We start from the raw sequence: 2559 nt of genomic DNA, 5'->3' as shown, positions 1-2559 counted from the left end.
CCAGTTTGGGTACCTAATCATTTCCCTGATAAAGGCCGATTAAAATTAACACAACAACAGATAGAACATAACTATAAAATACGAGAAGAAGAGAAACGAAATCATAGTTCCAGCCTTGCTGGCGTAAAAAATAATTGCTGTCGTAATTTACATATCAGTTTCTTTTTCGATGGCACCAATAATAATCGAGATAGAGATATGAAGGCTGAGCCTAAAACTGCCACCAATATTACGCGATTATTTGAAGCCACCAATGAAGATGAAAATAATCCTAATAAAAAAGAAAGAGAGTATTTTAAATACTATATGCCTGGAGTTGGTACCGCCTTTCCTGAAATAGCAGAATATAACTTCACTGATACGGGTTTAAAATATGCTACAGGGGGTGAGGATCGTATTAATTGGGCATTATTAATGTTAGCCAATACATTAAGAGTAGCTTCTGGTAATAAGAGGTTAGAGCTATCTGAATGTAGAATGTATTTAAAAGATATGGCAACCCCAACATATCTTCCTATTAGCGGTAAAGGTCGTCGCCGTGCCATTATCCACTCTTTAGTTAATAAAAAAGAGATTATTGAAGGATTACAACTTAAACCTAAAACATTAACGATTAAACTTTATGTTTATGGTTTCTCTCGTGGTGCGGCGGAAGCAAGAACCTTTGTTAATTGGGTGACGCAATTATTTGATACCCCAGAAGGAGCCGATAAACCTGTTCAAAAATTATGTGGTATTGATGTAAAAGTCGAATTTATCGGTATTTTAGATACCGTACCCTCTGTGGGTATAGTGCACTTGGCGCCCTTCTTTTCGGGTCATATGGATTGGGCAAATGGTACTCAGCAACTCCCCAGTGAAAAAGTTTTTCCTAACTTTATTAAATGCTGTCGTCACTTTGTTTCTGCCCATGAACAACGTTTCTGTTTTCCTCTAGATACAGTAAGACGGCCTTTAAATTGGGAGAATGAAAAAAATAAAGTAAATATATCTGAAAGTAATAAAAATACTGATGGGAATAAATATGATCGTTATCCTAAAATATCCGATATTGAAGAAGTGGTTTATCCCGGTGGTTCAAACTAAGCTTGAGACAATTGACAGTTGTACACAGTTTATTCCCACCGATGATACTAAAAATTGGAAATAACCCATGAAAAACTTATCTCTTTTTATCTTTATCCTTATTTTACCCACTCTTGCGGGATGTGATAGTGCGGAAAAAAAAGCCAAGAAAGAGGCAGAAACCTATGCATTACGCCAATCTTCATTTGAGAATATGGTTGATATTAAAGGGGGGCGCTTTCAAATGGGGGATTTTGGTGATTTAGTGGCATTAAAAATTCAATATAGTACAGATCCAACGACTAAACCGTTGCATTGGGTAACGTTGTCTGATTTTAAAATGGGAAAATATCGAGTGACGTGGGGGGAGTTTAATCGTTGGCTTGCTTTGCAAGGGCGAGATAAAACGGATTATTACTTAGATATATTTAATAACCCGTATGCAGATAAAGATAAATTGGGGGACGATTATCCTGCCAAGGTTTCTTGGGCTGATGCGAAAGCTTATTGCCAATGGTTGGGAAAAGATACACAGCGCCATACTGATTTGCCCACGGAAGCCCAATGGGAATACGCCGCACGCAGTGGCGGACAACTACTGATTTACGGTAATAGTGACAATAAACTCCATTATCAAGATGATCCTGACCTTAATTTTGTCTCCTTCGGTAAGCCTGTTGGCAGCTTTGCTCCTAACCCTATTGGGCTATATGATATGATGGGTAATGGCAGAGATTGGATTAACGACTGGTATTCCTCCGACTATTATCAACACTCCCCTGAAATTAATCCCCAAGGCCCAGAATCGGGTAAAAAAAAGGTGATACGTGGTTATATGGGATCGTTTGATGGTATGCTCACGATTACTCGTGGTGGCGATCTTCCCGATACTGAATTTGGTAATGGTTTTCGCTGTGTGGAAAACTTGTAATGAAATATTTATCGCTTGAATCTTATCTCTTATTTTATTTCCTCTTACGAAGGGTGATGATAGTGAAAAAGGGGCTGAAGAAAAAAGCATTAATCTTTTTTTTAATAATATGGTTTATATTAAAGGAAGGCTTTTGGCCATTTGTTGGAATTAAAAATTTAATATAATTTTGAGTCTGAGATTAAGCCTTTACATTAGATAACTTTGCCTGACTTTAAAATGGGAATGCGGGCAAAATATGGTGATTTTAACCACTAGCTTACCTTATTAAGCAATGATTGTCTTATTCAACTTTTATTGATGGATATGAAAGTATGTCTGTACATCTTGCAAAATCCTATGTGGGTGACACCTATGGGATGCATTTTCTGTTAATTCAAGCGACTGAAGTCGCTATCGCCTTTCATGAAGGTGACCTATATAGAATATTATAAGCCCAACGAATTAATGTTATGGATAAATAAAACCAATTTTCTTTGGTAAAAATAATGAGGTTTTTTTATTTCCGAAAAAGAGGAAGAGATAGTTTTTGCTAAAACTTTGGGATAATACAGAAAAAGGTC

2 protein-coding genes are annotated in these 2559 nt (G+C 36.7%); both read left to right on the top strand.

Going from position 1 to position 2559, the window contains the following annotated elements; translation table 11 throughout:
• Positions 1-1086 (top strand): phospholipase effector Tle1 domain-containing protein (locus BHE89_RS14430; RefSeq protein WP_141008303.1); only part of this gene is annotated, 1086 nt, incomplete at its 5' end.
• Positions 1087-1153: 67 nt separating this feature from the next.
• Positions 1154-1996, top strand: coding sequence for a formylglycine-generating enzyme family protein (locus BHE89_RS14425; RefSeq protein WP_069369401.1), 843 nt, complete (start codon positions 1154-1156; stop codon positions 1994-1996).
• The last annotated feature ends 563 nt before the right edge of the window (positions 1997-2559 follow it).

Source organism: Shigella sp. FC1967 (genome assembly GCF_001743005.1).
Classification (GTDB): domain Bacteria; phylum Pseudomonadota; class Gammaproteobacteria; order Enterobacterales; family Enterobacteriaceae; genus Proteus.
This window is presented reverse-complemented; position numbering and strand designations above follow the sequence as displayed.